Source organism: Thiobacillus sp. (genome assembly GCF_013693775.1).
Lineage (GTDB): Bacteria > Pseudomonadota > Gammaproteobacteria > Burkholderiales > Thiobacillaceae > Thiobacillus.
Genome location: NZ_CP059257.1, coordinates 3,012,312 through 3,030,627, shown reverse-complemented (window position 1 = coordinate 3,030,627; position 18,316 = coordinate 3,012,312). Strand labels below are relative to the sequence as shown.

The window sequence follows — 18,316 nt, the reverse complement described above, 5'->3', positions numbered from 1 at the left end:
CCCATCTCCGGGTGACCGGAAGGGACGATGGCCCGCGCGTACGTCAACGAACCGGCTCGGCGGTGGGCGGACACGCACCGGATCCTTGGGCTCGGGCCGGCTCGCCCTGCGCATATCGGGTGCATCCGCTGCGGCCCGATACGCGCAACGTATAAGGCTGGAGTGTTGCGTCGATACATAGGCCATGGGTTGCATTCTCCACATGGGCGCTCGGTTCGATCTGCCACCATTTGCAGGACATGCAGACGCCCCAGTGTGTTGAACTGTTCACGGGAACTCCTTGAATAAGCCGAAAATCCTGCGGGCAATCCCGCCGGGTGGATAGTAAAGACACCGTCCCGCTCCATACAGGCGAGGACGGAAGCCCATTACTCCCAATAGGGGCGGACGCCATAATGCGCATGGACATTCGTACCCCAATCGCGATCGGAAAAATTCGGCCAGTCGTCCTTGTCGAACCCGGGCGCGTTTTTCAGCGTTTCCTTGCTCTGATCGAAGATGAAGCGATGGTTTCCCGGGTCGACTTCCATCGCGGAAAGGGGAACGGCAAACAACTTGCTGCCCAAACCGAGGAAACCGCCGAATTCCAGAACCGCATACGCGACGCGACCGGTCTCGACATCGATCATCAGATCCTTGATGTCGCCCAGATCTTCGCCTTGGCGGTTGACGACCTTGTCGCCCGAGATGGTGCTGGATGAGAGGATGGGGCTTGATGCAAACATATTCATGGGTATCTCCTGATTCGATTGGTTGAATTGGCGTGACAGGTGGGCGGACTCAGCGTCCGGGCACTTTTTCCGGAATGGGGTTGCGGCCATCGGGATGCTTGCCCGGCGCTTCTTTCGTCGGCTTGGGACGGCCGGGCTCCTCGCCGCCCCGCTCACCTTTGGGGTCGCCCTTGGCATGCGATCGTCCTTCGCGCTCGGCCCGCTGCATGTCCTCCTGCTCCTTTGCATTGCGCGGGGCGGCCGCCTTCGCCGCCTGCTCGACCTTGCCGGACTCGGCAAAGGCACGCGCTTGCTCGTCGTATTTCTTGGCGGAGTCGTAATCGCCCTCGCCCTGTATTCCGGGTTTGCTCGTATTGGGTTTCATGACATGTTTCTCCTGTTCGGGATACATGCCCGGCGGATGCCCGGCATGACAGACCACGGCTCGTCATCCGCTTTTGCAGCGAGATGGAGTCGGTCGGAGCCTGTAGGAGAAGTGTGGATGAGCGGCGGGGCGAGTGCAGTCGGAGTCGGATGCCGACCCGCGTAGGAATCAGCCGAAAACGTGTCGGCGGAGATTTACAGCGCGGGGCAGGCCGGCTCGCAGTCAAAGCCAGGAAACAGCCCGGAGAGAAGCTCGCGCGCATCCGAGCTCTGTGCCGCAGCCAGGCAGTCGAGACTATCGTCATAGCTGAGGGCGTAGTCGAGACTGCTGCGGGCAAACTGTCGCTCGGCTGACGATTGATCCTGATACAACACACGGAAGCCGGTATGCCGTTCGTCCTCACGAATGCGATCGGCCAGGTCGCATACGGCTGCGCCTTCCCCTTCGAGCGTCTGGCAGAAGCGCCAGCCGTCGAATACGAGCAGGCTGTTGATCCGGGTAACTTGATTGCGTTGGCGCGACGCTCGCACGATGTCGGCCACACAGGCGGGGAGGTCGTCTCGGTCAGATGGCTGAGATAAATAAACTGATAGGCATTGGACATGGGATGGGCTCTCGTGAGGGGATGTATGACCTTAGCCCATGTAGAAATAATGGCAATGTGAAAAGACATACCGGCCGTCAGGCGTAATCGGCTACGATACCAAGCAGCGTGTTTGCCGTTACCGATCGATGAATCAGCAAATCTCCTGCACCGACTGTCCCTTGCGCAAGAGCGGCGCCTTTTCCGCCACTAGCGCGGAGGAAATCGAATTTATTCAATCCATCAGGCAACGCCAGATGCAGGTACGGGCCGGCCACGGAATCATGCGCGAAGGCGATGCCAGCAGCACGCTTTATACGCTGCTGTCGGGCTGGGCCTTCCGCTATCGCACCTTGAACGACGGACGGCGTCAGATATTCAATTTTCTCCTGCCAGGCGACTTCATCGGCCTGCAGCATCAACTGGGGCAGGCCTCGCCGCACGGCGTCGAAGCGCTGACCGACGCGACCCTGTGCGCCTTTCCGAATGAGCGCCTCTGGGACATTTACCGCAGCCACCCTGGACTGGGATTCGACATCACCTGGCTGTGCGCGCACGAGGAATTGATCGTCGACGAGAACCTGCTGTCGGTAGGCCGGCGGTCGGCGACGGAACGCATCGCCATGCTGCTGATCCACCTGTACAAACGGGCGGAGAGCGTCGGCCTGGGCGGCCCCGACGGCGTGCCCTTTCCCTTGATCCAGCAACACATCGCCGATGCGCTCGGCCTGTCGCTGGTGCACACCAACAAAACCCTGAAACGTCTGCAAGCCATGGGACTCTATACCCTTGGCAATGGCCGGCTCAAACTGACCCATCCGGCCGCCATGGCTCGCCTAGCCGATTACTACGCCATGCCGCTGCGTGCACGTCCCTTGATCTGACCCGCGGCCGATGGGCTTGACCTTGCCATGATGGCAAGGTTTATGTTGCACTCAACCGTATCCACAGGAGTTTGCACATGACCAACCCATTATCTGTCGGCATCCAGGGCATGACCTGCGCGAGCTGCGCCGCGCGGGTGGAAAAAGTGCTCAAGCAACTGCCGGGCGTGACCGAAGCCACCGTCAATCTGGCGACCGAGATCGCGACGGTTGTGGGCGACACCGATATGGCGTCTGTGCAGCGTGCCATTGAGAAGGCCGGCTTCAGCGTGCCGACCGAATCGCTGAAACTCGACATCATCGGCATGACCTGCGCAAGCTGTTCGGCACGGGTGGAAAAAGCCTTGAACAAGGTACCCGGCGTGCTCGATGCCAGCGTCAACCTGGCCACCGAACAGGCGACGGTAACACTGGCGCAGGGCACCTCGACGGCCGCGCTGATTGCCGCGGTGGAGCGCGCCGGTTATGAGGCGAGACTGCCGCAAACCCCGCAGAAACCCCGGCCCTCCNCCGCACGCACGCTGCCCGACTGGTGGCCGGTTGCGCTGGCGATCGGGCTGTCGCTGCCGCTGATCACCCCCATGTTCGCCAGCCTGTTGGGGGCGCACTGGATGCTGCCGGGCTGGCTGCAGCTGGCGCTGGCCACGCCGGTGCAGTTCTGGCTTGGCGCGCGCTTTTATCGCGCCGGCTGGAAAGCTCTGCGCGCCGGCAGCGGCAACATGGATCTCTTGGTTGCGGTCGGCACCAGCGCGGCCTATGGCCTGAGCCTGTACCTGCTGCTGACGCATGCCGGCGCGATGCACCTGTACTTCGAAGCCTCGGCCGTGGTGATCAGCCTGGTGCTGCTCGGCAAATGGCTGGAGGCGCGGGCCAAGCGCCAGACCACCGAAGCCATCCGCGCCCTGCAGGCCCTGCGTCCGACGACCGCACGCGTACGCCTCGACGGCGTCGACCGCGACATGCCGATCGACGCGATCCGCGTCGGTGACATGGTGGTGATCCGCCCCGGCGAGCGGGTGCCGGTGGACGGCGAGGTCATCGAAGGCGAGAGCCAGGTCGACGAATCCCTGCTCACCGGCGAATCGCTGCCGGTCGACAAGCAACCGGGCGACACGGTGACCGGTGGGGCGATCAACGCGCAGGGCGTACTGGTGGCACGCACCACGGCCGTGGGAACGGAAACCACGCTGGCGCGCATCATCCGCCTGGTGGAGAACGCACAGGCCGCCAAGGCGCCGATCCAGCGACTGGTGGACAAGGTCAGCGCGGTGTTCGTGCCGGTGGTGATGGGCATCGCGCTAGTCACGTTCGCCGCGTGGTGGGCGTGGGGCGGCAACGCCGAACAGGCCATCCTCAACGCGGTGGCGGTGCTGGTGATCGCCTGCCCGTGCGCGCTGGGCCTTGCCACCNCCACCGCGATCATGGCGGGAACCGGCGTCGCCGCCCGCCATGGCATCCTGATCAAGGACGCCGAAGCGCTGGAACTGGCGCACAAGATCGGCACGGTGGTGTTCGACAAGACCGGCACGCTCACCGACGGCACGCCGCATGTGGCGGCCTATCTGGCGGCCGACGATCGCGATAAAAACAGGGTGCTCGCCATCGCCGCCGGGCTGCAGGCCGGTAGCGAGCATCCGCTGGCGCGCGCGGTACTGGAGGAAAGCGCGGCCCGCTCAGTCCCGCCGCAGCCCGCGCGTGCGCAGCAGGCGCTGCCCGGCCGCGGCATCGCCGGCGAGGTGGCAGGCGAAACCTGGTGGTTGGGCAACCGTCGCCTGATGAACGAGAACGGCGTCGACACCGCAGAACTCGATGCCAGGGCCACCGAACTGGAGGCGGCCGGCCGCAGCGTGTCCTGGCTCGCGCGCGCCAGCGATCGCCGCGCGCTCGGACTGCTGGCATTCGGCGATGCCATCAAACCCAGCGCAGTCGAAGCTGTGGCCCGTCTCAAAGCGCTCGGCATCGCCACGGTCATGCTCACCGGCGACAACCGCGGCGCGGCCCAGGCGGTCGCTCATGAGCTGGGCCTCGACAGCGTGCTGGCCGAGGTGCTGCCGGCCGACAAGGCCGCGCATGTCGGCCAGCTCAAGTCAGCGGGAAACACCGTGGCGATGGTCGGCGACGGCATCAACGACGCCCCGGCGCTCGCCGCGGCCGACGTCGGCATCGCCATGTCCTCCGGCAGCGACGTCGCCATGCATACGGCCGGCATCACGCTGATGCGCGGCGACCCGGCGCTGGTGGCCGACGCCATCGACATTTCCAAACGCACCTACGCCAAGATCCGGCAGAACCTGTTCTGGGCCTTCGTCTACAACGTGGTCGGCATTCCGCTCGCGGCATTCGGTTTCCTGAACCCGGTGATCGCCGGCGCGGCGATGGCCTTCTCCAGCGTCAGCGTGGTGACGAACGCGCTCACGCTCAAGCGCTGGCGGCCCCACACATGAACATCGGCGAAACCGCCCGCGCCAGCGGGTGTCGGCCAAAATGATCCGTCATTACGAACATATCGGCCTCATCCGCGAAAGCAGCCGCACGTTCTCGGGCTACCGGCAATACAACGAACGCGATGTGCACCTGCTGCGCTTCATCCGTCGCGCCCGCGACCTCGGGTTCTCGCTCGAACAGATCCGGCAGCTGCTGTCGCTGTGGGACGATCCCGGCCGTGCCAGCGCCGACGTCAAACATCTGGCCGAGGCCCATATCGCCGGCCTCGACGCTCGCATCGCCGCGCTGAGCGAGATGCGCGCCACCCTGGTCGCACTGGCACAGGCCTGCCACGGCGATCACCGTCCCGACTGTCCCATCCTGCAAGGACTTGCCGCGCCGCCCGATTCCTGAAGCGCGCGCCCTGTCGCCGCGCTAGCGAGGCTGGCCCGCCCAGTCGTACACCACTTCGATCACCACCAGCGCGCGTACCGGGCGGCCATTCTTCTGTGCCGGCGCAAAACGCGCATCGCGAAACGCCTTGATCGCGGAGTTCTCGAATACGCCGGGCGGCGTCGCGCTCACGATCTCGATGTCGCTGACGCGCCCATCGGCTTCCAGCTTCAATTGCAGACGCAGCGTGCCGGACACGCGCTGGCGGTCGGCCTCGGCCGGATAGTCCGGCCGGATGACGCGCAGCGCGTGCGGCTGCACATCGAGATCGCGCGCATTGTAATAGGTGAGATCGACCGAACTGGTAAGCGCGGCGGCAGGCTCCGGAGCTGCTGCCGGCGAGGGGGCCTGCTCTGTCTTTGCCACCGCAGGCGCGGCCGGCGCCATGGGCAACGGCACGTCATGCGGCGGCGTGGCAGCTGGCGGCGGGACAACGGCCGGCGGAGGCGGCGTCACGGGCAGGGCCTTCGGCGCAGGGCTCGGGTCCAGCCGCGCTATGGGGGCGACTTCCGGCACCGGCGCGACTGGCGATGGCGGCGACGGCACATTGGCCGCGGGCGCCGGCGGCGCCACCAGGCGCACCTCGATCACCGGCGCCTCCACGCTGACGCCCGCAGGCGGCACCACCTGCACCAGCGCGATCACGGCTGCATGCAGCCCCAGCGAAATCCACAGAGCCGCCAGCGGCCGCCGCAGCCGCGGCGGGATCGACGGTTCGTCGAAGGACGCGCTCACTGAGAACCGTCCCCTTCAAGAGACCGACGCCCGGCCACTGCCGGGTATTCGTACCCCGGATGGCATTGCCATCCGGGGTACGTTTGACTGCACGGGAAATCGGAGGCACGGGCCTAGAATAAGGGCCAGAAAAACGACAGGAGAAGACCATGAGAAGACTCGTCATCGCGGGCGCCATCTTAGCATCGGCGCTGGCGGCCCCGGCCCTCGCCCAGGCCGTCGATCTGAGCAAAACCACGATCCAGTCCGCCGACGGCACCGAGGTGCCTGTGGAAATCGCCACGCCTGCCGGCAAGGGCCCGTTCCCGCCCGTGCTGTTCATCCACGCCAAGCGCGGCTACGAGGGCGACGAACGCGCCCATGTACGCGAGCTCGCCGAGCAGGGCTTCCTCGTGGTCGCCCCCGACTGGCAGAGCGGGCGCTTCATCGAACGCTGGCCGTCGGCACACAACCCCGACACCGAAATGGACGTGGAAGCCGGGCTCGACTATCTGAAATCCTTGCCCAATGCCTGCAAGCAGCCGGTCGGCATCGTCGGCCTGTCGCGCGGCCCCTATTACGCGATCCGCCTGGCCGCCAAACGCGGCTCCGATATCGCCGCCATCGTCAGCTACTACGGCCACATGCAGAACCCCAACGCGCCTGAGCCGGATCAGCTGTTCCGCGTCGCGCCGGAAATCATGCAGATCACGACGCCGGTCCTGTATCTCATCGGCGACGCCGACTACGAACTGCGCCGCATGAACGGCGGGCGGGCCTTCTATGCGTTGTGGGAGCGCGGCGTACCGGTGGAATGGCAGGAATATCCGATGGCGCGGCGCGCGTTCGACTTCCGTCCCGACCAGACGCCCGAGGAGAAAATCGCCACGCGTCATGCCCGGGCGCGGGCACAAGCCTGGCTGATGAAGTGGATGAAGCTGACGCCGGCGATGCGCTGCGCATAAGCCGGAACCGGCGGGCGGACATTCCGTCCCTGCCTTCTAGAATGGAAACAAGATGGCGGTTCCCGACACACGGGAATCCCGACCGCCGGAGCCACGATGATTCCACTCAAGTTTCTTTGTTTGCTGCTTGTCGGGTTTGCCTGGCAGGCGGCGCAGGCCGCACCCCTCTATAAATGGCGGGACAGCGCGGGGCGTATCACCTATTCCTCTCTGCCGCCGCCGCCCGGTTTCAAGGCGGAACAATTGCAGGGCGCGTCGCAACCCGACGCGGAAGCCATCCGCCAGGCCGAGGTGCGGGCGAAANAAGCCCAGGAACTGGCCCGCGAAATGGAAGCCGCCCGTCGCGCGCAGGAGGCCGAAGATGCCCGGCGCCGGGCCCTGCAGCCTCCGGCCCCCATTGTGATCGAGAAGCCGGTTTACGTACCCCAGCCGATCTATTACCCGCCTGTCCGGCATCCGCCGCGACGGCACCCGCCCGACCGGCCCCGCGACAGGTCACCCCACGACCGTTCACGCTGACACGGTTGCGATGACCGGCCGCCTCGCATGCGCCCCGTTTTGATTCCGTTAGCCCGCTTCATGCACCACAAGCGTACATCCCGGCCAGCTTGCCCAGCCCCTCGATTATCAATAAGTATTTGATTATTAACCAAACCGCGAGCTGGCACGCCCCCTGCTAAATCCTGATTGAGTATCCAAACCGCAAGGCCAGGTTGCTCAGGCAGTCTCCTCCGACTTAGCGGCCTCTCAGGAGGCCGCGTTTTGGAGGCAACCCAGAACATGAAACAAGCATGCGCGTCCTGATTGTTGAGAACCAGCCGGAACGGCTGGCGATGCTGGTGCCCGCACTGGAGGCGGCAGGCTGCGTGGTGACGGCCACGCTGAATTCGGCGCGCAGCCTGGATGTTCAGATCCAGGCGTTGCGGCCGGACGTGGTGATCATCGCGCAGGACTCGCCCGACCGCGATACGCTGGAACACATCTGCGTGGTGAACCAGGACTGCCCGCGCCCGATTGTGATGTTCACCGGCGACGGCAGTCCGGATTCGATCCGCGCGGCGACGCAGGCGGGGGTGACCTCGTATGTGGTCGACGGCCTCGACCCGGCGCGCATCCGCCCCATCCTCGACGTCGCGGTGTCGCGCTTCGAAGCGTTCCAGGCGCTGCACGACCAGCTCGAACAGACCCGCCTCGAACTGTCGGAGCGCAAGCTGATCGACCAGGCCAAGGCGCTGCTGATCAAGCAGACCGGTGCATCGGAGCCCGAGGTCTATCGCGAGATGCGGCGCGCGGCGATGGATCGCGGCCTGAAGCTGGCGGACATTGCGCGGCAGATCCTGCAGAAACCCCTGGCGTGATGCACCCCCGATTGGTGCACGGCACTGAAAACATGCACTGCACGGGTGCACGAATGGACGGCCTGCGAGGGCCCATGATCCGCCGGGTTTCCTGAAAACCCATGCAATACAAGGCGCTGGGCAAGCTGGCACAGCGGTTGCTAAACCTGGACTGAACAGTCGCAACGTTGTGGCTTTCAGCGTGACCGTCAAATCATTCATCACTGGACAAAGGCGTCCGCCCTGAAGGCGACGCCTTTTATTTATGCCCTCTGGGCATTTGGAGAACACACCGTGAGCGACACCCCGAACAAACCCCTCGTACAAGACCAGAGCAAGCGTGATTTCATGAAANAGACCACCGGACTTTCCGTCGCCGCCGCCCTCATGGCCATGGTGCCGCCCGGTGTGCGCCAGGGTGCCTGGGCCGCCGGCTCCGACGCACCCGAGAAACCCAACTTGAAAATTGGCTTCATTCCGCTGACCGACTGTGCGTCGGTCGTGATGGCCTCGGTGAAAGGCTTCGACAAGAAGTACGGCATCACCATCACCCCCTCGAAGGAGGCCTCGTGGGCGGCGGTACGCGACAAGCTGGTGAATGGCGAGCTCGACGCGGCGCACGTGCTGTACGGCCTGATCTACGGCGTGCAGCTCGGCATCGGCGGGCCGAAGAAGGACATGGCGGTGCTGATGGCGATCAACAACAATGGCCAGGGCATCACGCTGTCGAACCAGCTCAAGGACAAGGGCGTGACCGACGGCGCGGGGCTGGCCAGGCTGGTAAAGGCCGAGCCGCGCGAATACACCTTCGCCCAGACCTTCCCCACCGGCACCCACGCGATGTGGCTGTACTACTGGCTGGCAACCTATGGCATCAACCCGTTCAAGGACGTGAAGAACATCGTGGTACCGCCGCCGCAGATGGTCGCCAACATGCGCGTCGGCAACATGGACGGCTTCTGCGTGGGCGAGCCGTGGAACCAGCGCGCCATCTTCGACAAGATCGGCTTCTCCGCCGCCACCAGCCAGGACGTGTGGGTCAATCACCCGGAAAAGGTGGTCGGCACCACCGACGACTTCGTGCAGAAATACCCGAACACGGCGCGTGCGATGACGATGGCAATCCTGGAAGCCTCCAAATACATCGACACCATGAGCAATCGCTCCGAAGTCGCGAAGATCATTTCGGAAAAGTCCTACGTCAACGCACCGTTCGATGTGATCGAGGATCGCATGCTCGGGCAGTACGAAAACGGCCTCGGCAAGAAATGGCAGGACCCCAACTACATGAAGTTCTACAACGGTGGCGCAGTCAACTTCNCCTACCTGTCGGACGGCATGTGGTTCCTCACCCAGCACAAGCGCTGGGGACTGTTGAAGGAGCACCCGGACTATCTTGCCGTCGCGAAANAGGTCAACAAGATTGCCTTGTACAAGGAAGCCGCGACCCAGGTGAAAGTGCCGCTGCCGAAGTCAGAGATGCGCACCTCCAAGCTGATCGATGGAACGGTATGGAATGGCAAGGATCCTGCCCAATACGCCGACAGCTTCAAGATCAAGGCCTGAAAGCGGAAGGAAACCATCATGACACCCGAAAACATCGCCCTGGTGAAAACCAGCTGGCAGCAGGTGCTGCCCATCCAGAAGGCTGCTGCCGAACTCTTCTATGGACGCCTGTTCGAGCTGGATCCGTCGTTGCGTCCGCTGTTCAGGGGCGACATGGCCGAGCAGGGCCGCAAGCTGATGATCATGATCAACACGGTCGTCATGAGCCTCGACCGGCTCGGCCCCATGCTGGGCGCGATCGAGGACCTGGGGCGCCGGCACGTCGCCTACGGCGTGACCGAAGCGCACTACGACACCGTGGGCAGCGCGCTGCTCTGGACCCTGGGCAAAGGCCTGGGCGAACAGTTCACCCCGGCCGTCCAGGCGGCGTGGGCACAAGCCTATGACACGCTGGCCTCCGCCATGAAGCAGGCGGCCACCGCCGCCGCGTAAACACACAGGAGTGCGATATGAGCGCAGTCAATGCCACCNCCGAAAATCTGAACGGCATCCTCTCGGGCGAGGACATCGCCCCACCACCCNCGATGCCGACGGCGACCGTCCCCGCCCGCCGCGTCCCCTATTTCGAAACCGAATCGGGCAAACACCTCGTCGAGAACACGCTGACCCTGTTCAGGAACACCATCCCGCCCCTGCTCGGCATGCTGCTGTTCGTCGGCGTGTGGGGGCTGATCTCCCATAGCGTCAAGAACATTCCGGGGCCCATCGAAACCTGGCATTCGGCAGTGGAACTGTTTTCCGACCCGTTCTACGACAACGGTCCCAACGACCAGGGCATCGGCTGGAACATCCTCAATTCGCTGTACCGCGTCGGCATGGGCTTCGGCGCCGCCGCGGCGGTGGGGATTCCGCTCGGCTTCATGGTCGGCCGCTTCGACTTCCTCAACCGCATGCTGTCGCCCATCATCAGCATCCTGCGCCCGGTATCACCGCTGGCCTGGCTGCCGATCGGCCTGCTGGTGCTGCAGAAGGCCGAGCCGGCGTCGATCTGGGTGATCTTCATCTCCAGCATCTGGCCGATGGTGCTGAACACCGCCGCCGGGGTGCAGCGCATCCCGCAGGATTACATGAACGTCGCGCGCGTGCTCAACCTGTCGGAGCTCAAGGTGTTCACCAGGATCCTGTTCCCGGCCGTGCTGCCCTACGTGCTCACCGGCGTGCGGCTGTCGATCGGCGTCGCCTGGCTGGTGATCGTCGCCGCCGAGATGCTCACCGGTGGCGTCGGCATCGGCTTCTGGGTATGGGACGAATGGAACAACCTCAACGTCGCCCACATCATCATCGCCATCTTCATCGTCGGCATCGTCGGGCTCTTGCTCGAGCAGGGACTGATGCTGCTGGCAAAGCGGTTCTCGTATGAGTGAGCGGTGAGCAGGAAGCGGTGAGCGGAAAACGGTCCGCTCACCCCCACCGTTCACCACTTGCCACCTACTGCTCACCGCTCACTGCTCACCGCTTACGGAGAAGAACATGCAATCCTACGTCCAGATCGAAAACGCCGGCATGGTATTCAGCACCAAGAAAGGCAAGTTCACCGCGCTCACCGATATCAACCTCAACATCGAGCAGGGTGAGTTCATCGCTCTGATCGGCCATTCTGGCTGCGGCAAGTCCACGCTGCTGAATCTGGTGGCGGGTCTGCTCGACGCTACCGACGGCGTGCTGCTACTCGCCAACAAGGAAATCAAGGGGCCGGGGCCGGAGCGTTCGGTGGTGTTCCAGAACCACTCGCTGTTGCCCTGGCTCACCGCATTCGAGAACATCCATCTCGCGGTGGAAAAGGTGTTCGGCGCCAGCGAATCGAAAGCGCAACTGAAGGCGCGCACCACGGCCGCGCTCGAACTCGTCGGCCTATGCCATGCGGCGGCCAAGCTGCCGGGCGAGATTTCCGGCGGCATGAAGCAACGCGTCGGCATTGCCCGTGCGCTGGCGATGGAACCCAAGGTGCTGCTGATGGACGAGCCCTTCGGCGCGCTCGACGCGCTGACCCGCGCCCACCTGCAGGACGAACTGATGAAAATCGTCGCGGCGACGCAGAGCACGGTCATCATGGTCACCCACGACGCCGACGAGGCGGTGCTGCTGTCCGACCGCATCGTGATGATGACCAACGGCCCGGCCGCCACCATCGGCGACATCCTCAGCGTCGACCTGCCGCGCCCGCGCGACCGTCTCGCACTGGCGCACGACCCGCACTATCACGCGCTGCGAAGCAACGTACTGGAATTCCTCTACAGCCGCCAGATGCGGCCCAAGGAAGCGGCCTGAACGCGCGTCCGGGGCAAGCTGCGGTTGCCCCGGGTGGCGGGTGCGGCTAGACTCTCGGGGTTGCTTTCGAACCGTCCGTTTTGTGAATTTCCAGACCCCTGCCCGCCATGCCGCGCCGACGTGAGCCCCGCCCCGCGCCCGCGCTGGAACTGAAGACCACACGGCTCGCCGGGATCCAGGTCATCCTCAACAGCGCCGAGCACGCCGCGCTGGACACCCATATTTCCACGCTGTTCGCCGCGACGCCGGACTTCTTCGGCGGCGAGGCCGCGGTATTCGAATGCGGACGCCTGCCGGCCGACGCGCCTTCGCCCGACTGGAGCTGGCTGGCGCAGGAACTGAAGAGCCGGGGACTGAACCCGTTCGCGGTGCAGAACGCGTCGGCCGAACTGGCCGCCAGCGCTAGGCAGGCAGGACTGCTGGTGCTGAACGATGTGGCGCCTGCGCCGGCCATCGTCGCTGCCGAAGCGGCACCCGCGCCGGAACCTGAACCGGTCGCCGAACCGGCATCGGCGGCCGAGCCCAAACCGGAGCCGGCCGTAGCTTCCGCCACCCGCATCATCGACAAACCGCTGCGCTCTGGCCAGCGCGTCTATGCGGCGGGCGGCGACATCGTCGTGCTGGCCGCGGTCAATCCCGGCGCGGAAGTGATCGCCGACGGCAGCATCCACGTCTACGCGCCGCTCAAGGGAAAAGCCCTCGCGGGCGCGCGCGGCGACACCTCGGCGCGGATTTTCACCACGCATCTCGAGGCCGAACTGGTGTCGATCGCCGGCGTGTACCGCACCTTTGAAACCGCGCCGGACGCTACCGTGGCGAAGAAACCAGCGCAGATCCGCCTGGCCGACACCAGCCAGCTCGTCATCGAACCTCTCTAACCTCACGTAAAAAGGAAGCTCCGTGACCACCATCATCACTGTCACCTCCGGCAAGGGCGGCGTCGGAAAGACCACCACCAGCGCCTCGATCGCCAGCGGCCTCGCGCTGCGCGGCTTCAAGACAGCCGTGATCGACTTCGACGTGGGCTTGCGCAACCTCGACCTCATCATGGGTTGCGAGCGCCGCGTGGTGTACGACTTCGTCAACGTTATCCAGGGCGACGCCAACCTGCACCAGGCGCTGATCAAGGACAAGCACTGCGACAACCTGTTCGTGCTGCCCGCCTCGCAGACGCGCGACAAGGACGCGCTCACCGAGGAAGGCGTGGAGAAGGTGCTGAAGGAGCTGGAACACCAGGGCTTCGACTACATCGTCTGCGATTCGCCCGCCGGCATCGAACACGGTGCGGTCATGGCGCTGACCTTCGCCGACGAGGCGATCGTCGTCACCAACCCCGAGGTCTCGTCGGTACGCGACTCCGACCGCATCCTCGGCATCATCCAGTCGAAGAGCCGGCGCGCCATCGAAGGCCGCGATCCGGTGAAGGAGCATCTGCTGGTCACCCGCTATTCGCCGAAGCGCGCGCATGAGGGCGAGATGCTGACCTACACCGACATCCAGGAACTGCTGCGGATTCCGCTCTTGGGCGTCATTCCCGAATCCGAGGCCGTACTGCAAGCCTCCAACCAGGGCATCCCCGCGATCCACCAGAAAGGCACGCCGGTGGCCGACGCCTACCAGGATGCAATCGCCCGCTTCCTCGGCGAAGAACACCCGCTGCGCTTCGTCGAGTACGAGAAGCCGGGCCTGATCAAGCGTTTGTTCGGAGGCAAGTGACATGTCCTGGCTCTCCNTCATTTTCGGCGAAAAGAAAGCCACTGCCTCGGTCGCCAAAGAGCGCCTGCAACTCATCATCGCGCACGAACGCGCCTGCGCGTCCGGCCCGGATTTCCTGCCTGAGCTGCAAAAGGATCTGGTTGCGGTGATTTCCAAATACTTCCCGGTCAACCCCGACGATATCAAGGTCGGGCTCGAGAAGCAGGGCAACCATGAAGTGCTCGAAGTCAACATCGTGCTGCCAGAGGGACGCTGAGCCCCCTGGGATCGGGGAGGGGGCACTGGACTTCACGCAGTGACGCTGGCCGCTTCAGTGAAATCCAGCCACACCCGACCGCCCTCGACCTTGACTGCGAACTCGCGTGCGCAACCGTGATCAGGTGCCACGGCGCAGCCGGAGTCGAGCTCGATATTCCAGCTGTGCATCGGGCAGGTCACCTTCCTGCCGTGCACGATGCCCTGCGACAGCGGCCCCCTTGTGCGGGCAGCGGTCCTCCAGCGCGAAGATTTCATCGTCGGCGGTGCGAAACACGGCAATATCCAAACTGCCATGGCGAACCACGCGTGCGCCGAGCTTGGGGATGTCGTTCACATCCAGGATGTCAGTCCAGTTATTCATCGTGTGCTTTCTTCATGCGGCGACGGTTTCGAATTCATGCTTGAGCTTGCCTTCNCTGGCACGCTCGACCCAGGGATCGCGCTCGACCGACAGCGCGAACAGCAGGCGCTCGTATAGCGCACGACGGTTGTCGGCGTCGTCGAGGATCTTCTTCTTCACATAATCGAGGCCGACGCGCTCGACGTAGTGCACGGTGCGATCGAGATAGCGCGCCTCTTCGCGGTACAGCTGCAGGAAGGCGCCGGAATATTCCAGCACCTCGTCGGCGGTCTTCACCTTGACGAGGAACTGCGCGACCTCGGTCTTGATGCCGCCGTTTCCGCCGACGTAGATCTCCCAGCCGGAATCGACGCCGATGATGCCGACATCCTTGATCGCGACCTCCGCGCAATTGCGCGGACAACCGGACACCGCGAGCTTGACCTTGTGCGGCGCCCACATCTTGAAGAACACCTTTTCGAGGTCGATGCCCATCTGGGTCGAGTCCTGCGTGCCGAAGCGGCACCACTCGGAACCGACGCAGGTCTTCACCGTGCGCAGCGCCTTGCCGTACGCGTGGCCGGACGGCATATTGAGATCGGCCCACACCTTGGGCAGGTCTTCCTTCTTCACGCCGAGCAGATCGATGCGCTGGCCACCGGTGACCTTGACCGTGGGAATGGCGTACTTCTCGGCTACCTCGGCGATGCGGCGCAGCTCGGACGGCGTGGTCTGCCCGCCCCACATGCGCGGGATCACCGAGTAGCTGCCGTCGCGCTGGATGTTGGCATGCGCCCGCTCGTTGATGAAGCGCGACTGCGGATCGTCCTCGGCCTCGCCCGGCCAGGTCGAGATCAGATAATAGTTGAGCGCCGGGCGGCAGCTCGCGCAGCCATTGGGCGTGCGCCATTCCATGAAGGTCATCACCTGCGGGATCGTCAGGAGCTTGTTCTGCCGGATCGCCTCGCGCACGGCCTCGTGGGGATGGTCGGTGCAACCGCATATCGATTTCGTTTTCGGCGTGGCCGAATAGTCGCCGCCCGCGGTCACCGCCAGGATCTGCTCGACCAGCCCGGTGCACGAACCGCACGAACTCGACGCCTTGGTATGCTTCCTCACGTCTTCGAGCGTGAACAGCCCCTTCTCGCGGATCGCCTTGACGATGTCGCCCTTGCACACGCCGTTGCAGCCGCACACCTCCATGTCGTCGGTCATCGTCGCCGCCTTGTTGATGCCCTGGTGGCCGAGGTTGCCGCAGTGGTCCTGGCCGAACATCAGGTGGTCGCGCAGTTCGGACACGTTCTTGCCGTCGCGCAGCAGCGCGAAATACCAGGCGCCGTCGACGGTATCGCCGTACATCACGCCGCCAACCAGCTTGTCGTCNCTGAGAACGAGCTTCTTGTAGACGCCGCCGATGGGATCGGAATAGAGAATGGACTCGGTGCCCTCGCCGCCCATGAAGTCGCCGGCGGAAAACAAGTCGATGCCGGTGACCTTGAGCTTGGTCGAGGTCACCGAACCCTGGTAGCGGCCGATGCCGTAGTGCGCCAGATGGTTGGCGGCGACCTTGGCCTGCTCGAACAGCGGCGCGACCAGGCCATAGGCGACGCCGCGGTGGGCGGCGCATTCGCCGATGGAATAGATGCGCGGATCGAAGGTCTGCATGGTGTCGTTCACCACGATGCCGCGGTTGCAATGCAGTCCAGCGGACTCGGCAAGTTCGGTATTCGGGCGAATGCCGACCGCCATCACCACCAGATCGGCTGGTACGGAATCGCCATCCTTGAACTTGATCGCGGCCACACGCCCNCCNTCGCCGGAAGGCGACGAATCAGAACAGCCGCCCCGCACCAGTTCCGCGGTATGCTTCTGCAGCAGGAACTTCATGCCCTTCTCTTCCAGGCTCTGCTGCAGCAGGCGCGCGGCGGGTTCGTCGAGCTGGCGTTCCATCAGCCACGGGCCGATATGCACCACGGTCACATCCATGCCGCGCTTCATCAGGCCGTTGGCGGCTTCCAGCCCCAGCAGGCCGCCGCCGATGACGACCGCGTGCTTGTACTGGCTGGACGCACGGATCATCGCGTCGACGTCGGCGATGTCGCGGAAGCTGATCACGCCGGGCAGGTCGGCGCCGGGTACCGGCAGGATGAAGGGATTGGAGCCGGTGGCCAGCAGCAGGCGGTCGTACTCGGCGCGAGTGCCGTCGTCGGCCTCGACATAACGGGCGCTGCGGTCGATCTTCACGACCTTCTTGCCCATGTGCAAGTGAATGTTGTTTTCCGCGTACCAGTCGGTCGGGTTGAGGATGATGTCGTCGACCGTCTGCTCGCCGGCGAGCACCGGCGACAGCAGGATGCGATTGTAGTTGGGATGCGGCTCGGCGCCGAACACGGTGATGTCGTAGAGGTCGGGAGCCAGCTTCAGCAGTTCCTCGAGGGTGCGCACCCCCGCCATGCCATTGCCGACCATGACCAGTTTCATTCTGGGACCGCGTCCCATGGGCGTACTCATATCCATATCACCACTCCAAACGGAAAACCAAAAGTGATGACCGAGATACGCCGTTGCATTCGGTCTGCTTGCTACACACCCAGCAATCGTTGTGCCATGGTGCAGGTACCCGGCAAGCACCTTGTTTTACGGGGTTGCAGAAGCGCCTGTCAGCAAACCACGCCTCTACCGCGCACCATCACGGTGCCAAACCGCGCGCGATGCACCGCAATCATGCCGCCACCCGTCCGAACCCATTGATCGCGGTGATGGCGCGCGCCTGGTTAAGGTCTTCGGTATACCCTGCCGCAAACAGGCAGACCGCCAGCTGATTGCGGATCGGCAACGGCAGCGGCAAATGCTCGTGCATGACCTGGTCGATCCATGTGCCGGTTGCCCGCGCATCCATCCCGGGCAGGTTCGCCAGCACGGCGGAAGCGGATTGTGCTTCGTACACGCGCTGCCCCTGCCCGTCCTGCACCAGCACCATGTCCGGCCGCTGCTGCGGATCGGCAAATGCCTCGCCCTCGCAGCCCTGCAGCAGCAAGGCGTGCCCGCCCAGGGCTTCCAGCACGGCACGTGTCGGCGCAACGTCCCCATCCGAGATCACGGGTGTCACCCGCACCGAGCGCTCGCCCAGTACGTCGGCCAGCGCCGCCAGCCGCGTCACCCAGCCGTCGATACCCAGCCGCGCCCGCAAGGCCAGCAGCGCGGCCAGTCCGGGACTCAGCAAAGCTACCGGCGCGAAGGCGATGCCCTCCTCCTGCAGCGCCGCATTGACCTGGGCCGCCGTACTGCAGGGCATGATGCCAAGCTCGCGCAGGACGTAAGCCGCGGCCGTCCCACCGCCCCCTTCGAGCACGCCATGGACCAGCACCGGAATGCCGAAGCTCTTCAGCAGCAGCGCCAGCAGCGGCGTGAGATGTGGCTGCGTACGCACGCCGTGATAGGTAGGCAGCACCACGGTGCGGAACGGACCGGCCGGCGCAACGAAATCCGGCAGGCGTTCGGCCAGTGCGGCATGCATGCCGAGCCAGGCGTCCAGCCCAGGATCGTGCTGGTTGAAGGCGACCAGGAATGCGGCCGTCTCCAGCTCCGGCACGCCGCCATCGAGCAGGGCCGCGCCCAGCGCACGCGCATCGACAAAGCCCAGTCCTTCGCCGGCTTCGATCTGGCGGATCAGGGTGGCGTAGCTCATGAAATGACGGAGCCCATTGAAGTAA

18 protein-coding genes and 2 pseudogenes are annotated in these 18,316 nt (G+C 64.5%); 13 read left to right on the top strand and 7 right to left on the bottom strand.

Going from position 1 to position 18,316, the window contains the following annotated elements; all coding sequences use genetic code 11:
• Positions 1-368: 368 nt before the first annotated feature.
• The 3 genes from HZY77_RS14915 to HZY77_RS14905 all read right to left on the bottom strand — a co-directional run bounded on the left by HZY77_RS14915 (position 369) and on the right by HZY77_RS14905 (position 1,637).
• Entirely contained in the window at positions 369-731 is a 363-nt protein-coding gene (locus HZY77_RS14915; RefSeq protein WP_296816431.1) for a PRC-barrel domain-containing protein, read from the bottom strand.
• A gap of 49 nt (positions 732-780) precedes the next feature.
• Positions 781-1,095, bottom strand: a complete 315-nt coding sequence (locus HZY77_RS14910) for a hypothetical protein (RefSeq protein WP_296816428.1) — start codon at positions 1,093-1,095, stop codon at positions 781-783.
• Positions 1,096-1,289: 194 nt separating this feature from the next.
• A complete protein-coding gene (locus tag HZY77_RS14905; protein WP_296816424.1) occupies positions 1,290-1,637 on the bottom strand; it encodes a BLUF domain-containing protein in 348 nt (115 codons plus the stop codon).
• A 190-nt stretch (positions 1,638-1,827) separates the two neighbouring features.
• On the opposite strand from HZY77_RS14905, the gene HZY77_RS14900 reads away from it, so the two are divergent.
• The 3 genes and pseudogenes from HZY77_RS14900 to cueR all read left to right on the top strand — a co-directional run bounded on the left by HZY77_RS14900 (position 1,828) and on the right by cueR (position 5,400).
• Positions 1,828-2,562 carry a Crp/Fnr family transcriptional regulator gene (locus HZY77_RS14900; protein ID WP_296816421.1) on the top strand — a complete coding sequence of 245 codons (735 nt, stop codon included), beginning with the start codon at positions 1,828-1,830 and terminating at the stop codon, positions 2,560-2,562.
• Positions 2,563-2,639: 77 nt separating this feature from the next.
• Positions 2,640-5,006, top strand: a complete 2,367-nt coding sequence (locus tag HZY77_RS14895; protein ID WP_296816418.1) for a heavy metal translocating P-type ATPase — start codon at positions 2,640-2,642, stop codon at positions 5,004-5,006.
• Positions 5,003-5,400, top strand: a pseudogene (gene cueR / locus HZY77_RS14890) (Cu(I)-responsive transcriptional regulator). The gene HZY77_RS14895 and the pseudogene cueR overlap by 4 nt, the downstream one beginning before the upstream one ends.
• 21 nt (positions 5,401-5,421) lie before the next feature.
• On the opposite strand, the gene HZY77_RS14885 reads toward cueR, so the two are convergent.
• Complete coding sequence (locus HZY77_RS14885; protein WP_296816415.1) at positions 5,422-6,174, bottom strand: energy transducer TonB; 753 nt, start codon at positions 6,172-6,174, stop codon at positions 5,422-5,424.
• 149 nt (positions 6,175-6,323) lie between these two features.
• Between HZY77_RS14885 and HZY77_RS14880 the strand changes: the two genes are divergently transcribed.
• From HZY77_RS14880 to minE, 10 genes are all read left to right on the top strand, one after another.
• Entirely contained in the window at positions 6,324-7,118 is a 795-nt protein-coding gene (locus tag HZY77_RS14880; RefSeq protein ID WP_296816413.1) for a dienelactone hydrolase family protein, read from the top strand.
• A 96-nt stretch (positions 7,119-7,214) separates the two neighbouring features.
• Complete coding sequence (locus HZY77_RS14875; RefSeq protein WP_296816411.1) at positions 7,215-7,637, top strand: DUF4124 domain-containing protein; 423 nt, start codon at positions 7,215-7,217, stop codon at positions 7,635-7,637.
• Positions 7,638-7,909: 272 nt separating this feature from the next.
• Positions 7,910-8,476, top strand: a complete 567-nt coding sequence (locus HZY77_RS14870; protein WP_296634348.1) for an ANTAR domain-containing protein — start codon at positions 7,910-7,912, stop codon at positions 8,474-8,476.
• A 327-nt stretch (positions 8,477-8,803) separates the two neighbouring features.
• Positions 8,804-10,021 carry a CmpA/NrtA family ABC transporter substrate-binding protein gene (locus tag HZY77_RS14865; protein WP_296820925.1) on the top strand — a complete coding sequence of 406 codons (1,218 nt, stop codon included), beginning with the start codon at positions 8,804-8,806 and terminating at the stop codon, positions 10,019-10,021.
• 18 nt (positions 10,022-10,039) lie between these two features.
• On the top strand, positions 10,040-10,453 hold the full coding sequence (locus HZY77_RS14860) for a globin family protein (RefSeq protein ID WP_296816407.1): 414 nt from the start codon (positions 10,040-10,042) through the stop codon (positions 10,451-10,453).
• Between the two features lie 17 nt (positions 10,454-10,470).
• Positions 10,471-11,385, top strand: a complete 915-nt coding sequence (gene ntrB / locus HZY77_RS14855) for a nitrate ABC transporter permease (protein ID WP_296816404.1) — start codon at positions 10,471-10,473, stop codon at positions 11,383-11,385.
• A gap of 106 nt (positions 11,386-11,491) precedes the next feature.
• The gene (locus HZY77_RS14850) at positions 11,492-12,289 is read left to right on the top strand and encodes an ABC transporter ATP-binding protein (RefSeq protein ID WP_296816401.1); all 798 of its coding nucleotides are present in this window, start codon (positions 11,492-11,494) and stop codon (positions 12,287-12,289) included.
• Between the two features lie 107 nt (positions 12,290-12,396).
• Positions 12,397-13,167 carry a septum site-determining protein MinC gene (gene minC / locus HZY77_RS14845; protein WP_296816398.1) on the top strand — a complete coding sequence of 257 codons (771 nt, stop codon included), beginning with the start codon at positions 12,397-12,399 and terminating at the stop codon, positions 13,165-13,167.
• A 22-nt stretch (positions 13,168-13,189) separates the two neighbouring features.
• Positions 13,190-14,005 carry a septum site-determining protein MinD gene (gene minD, locus HZY77_RS14840; RefSeq protein WP_296816395.1) on the top strand — a complete coding sequence of 272 codons (816 nt, stop codon included), beginning with the start codon at positions 13,190-13,192 and terminating at the stop codon, positions 14,003-14,005.
• A gap of 1 nt (position 14,006) precedes the next feature.
• Positions 14,007-14,261 carry a cell division topological specificity factor MinE gene (gene minE / locus HZY77_RS14835; protein WP_296816391.1) on the top strand — a complete coding sequence of 85 codons (255 nt, stop codon included), beginning with the start codon at positions 14,007-14,009 and terminating at the stop codon, positions 14,259-14,261.
• A gap of 32 nt (positions 14,262-14,293) precedes the next feature.
• On the opposite strand, the pseudogene nirD reads toward minE, so the two are convergent.
• From nirD to ybiB, 3 genes and pseudogenes are all read right to left on the bottom strand, one after another.
• Positions 14,294-14,624: pseudogene (gene nirD / locus HZY77_RS14830) on the bottom strand (nitrite reductase small subunit NirD).
• Between the two features lie 12 nt (positions 14,625-14,636).
• Entirely contained in the window at positions 14,637-17,084 is a 2,448-nt protein-coding gene (gene nirB / locus HZY77_RS14825) for a nitrite reductase large subunit NirB (protein ID WP_296816388.1), read from the bottom strand.
• A 241-nt stretch (positions 17,085-17,325) separates the two neighbouring features.
• Entirely contained in the window at positions 17,326-18,291 is a 966-nt protein-coding gene (ybiB, locus tag HZY77_RS14820) for a DNA-binding protein YbiB (protein ID WP_296816385.1), read from the bottom strand.
• Positions 18,292-18,316 lie beyond the last annotated feature (25 nt).